We start from the raw sequence: 1,517 nt of genomic DNA, 5'->3' as shown, positions 1-1,517 counted from the left end.
TTCAACGATACGGCGGTGGAGCTTCCGGCGCAAGCGACGTTGCATACGCTATTCGAAAAACAAGTGGCGAAAACACCAGACACGGTGGCTGTGGTATTTGAAGATCATCATCTGACGTACTCCGAGCTGAATGAGCGGGCCAACCGGCTGGCGCGAACGCTTCGGGCCGCGGGTGTGGAAGCCGACCGGTTGGTCGGCATTATGGCGGAGCCATCGCTGGAGATGGTCGTCGGCATTTTGGCTGTTTTGAAGGCTGGAGGCGCTTATGTGCCGATCGATCCAGCGTATCCGGCCGAGCGCATCCGCTATCTGCTGGAGGATTCAGGCGCATCTCCGCTGCTTCTACAGACACACTTCCAGGAGTACGCCAGCCTATTTGCAAAAGCGCTGATCAGGCTGGACGATCCCGCCGCTTACCTTGAAGATGGCACGAATCTGGGGAATGTCTCCAGTTCAAGCGATTTGGCCTACGTCATCTATACGTCCGGCTCGACAGGCAAGCCGAAAGGGGTTATGGTGGAGCACCGGAATGCCGTTAACGTCATTTCCTGGTTTATTTCCCGCTATGAGCTGAGCGATAACGTGATGTTAACGACATCGTATACATTCGATCCCAGCGTTGAACAATTATTTGGCAGCCTGTTGGCCGGAAAAACATTGCACGTAATCCAGAAAGAGACGCTGCTGAATCCGCCTAAGCTGCTGGACTACATCGACGAGAACAAGATCAATACGATCAATTTCACGCCGTCTTACATTCGGGAACTGCTCGTGGGTCAAACCAAACTACCGGGACTGCAACATGTCATCGCCGGAGGAGAAAAGCTGGACGATCGGCTAAAAGAGGAAGTTTTGCAGCTCGGCTATAGCCTGTACAATCACTACGGACCTACGGAAACGACAATCGAGGTCCTCACAGGATCATGTTATGCAAACGTAAAAGTGGCTGTAGGCAAGCCGATTCATAATACGGCGGTCTATATATTAGACGCGCGCGGCGGATTGCAGCCGATCGGCGTCGCCGGGGAGCTGTACATCTCGGGCGACGGAGTGGCAAGGGGCTACTTGAACCGTACGGAGCTGACAGCGGAAAGGTTCGTCGAAAATCCGTTCGAGCCGGGTCGTCGGATGTACCGAACAGGCGATTTGGCCCGCTGGTTGCCTGATGGCACTGTGGATTATTTGGGCCGGATCGACGATCAGGTGAAAATCCGTGGTTACCGTATTGAGCTTGGAGAAATCGAAGCGCAGCTCCTGAGGATAGCTGCGGTGGAAGAGGCGGTCGTGGTCGCACGCGAGGATGCTGCCGGGCAAAAGCAGTTGTGCGCGTACATTGTGGCGGAGCGCGTGCTGACGGTCGGAGAGCTGAGGAAGGCGCTTGCCCGCGAACTGCCGGAATACATGATTCCGTTGTACTTTATGCAGCTCGACCGGATGCCGCTGACCTCCAGCGGCAAAGTGGAACACAAAGCGCTGCCAGCGCCGGAAGCAGGCATGAGTGCGGGGACGGAATACGT

1 protein-coding gene is annotated in these 1,517 nt (G+C 55.6%); it reads left to right on the top strand.

Translation table 11 applies throughout. From position 1 onward, the window contains the following. Positions 1 to 1,517, top strand: a 1,517-nt coding sequence (locus tag BBG47_RS27950) for an amino acid adenylation domain-containing protein (RefSeq protein ID WP_139070815.1), incomplete at both ends; no start/stop codon positions are given.

Origin of the sequence: Paenibacillus sp. KS1, assembly GCF_001680695.1 — a bacterium.
GTDB lineage: Bacteria > Bacillota > Bacilli > Paenibacillales > Paenibacillaceae > Paenibacillus_B > Paenibacillus_B suaedae.
This window is presented reverse-complemented; position numbering and strand designations above follow the sequence as displayed.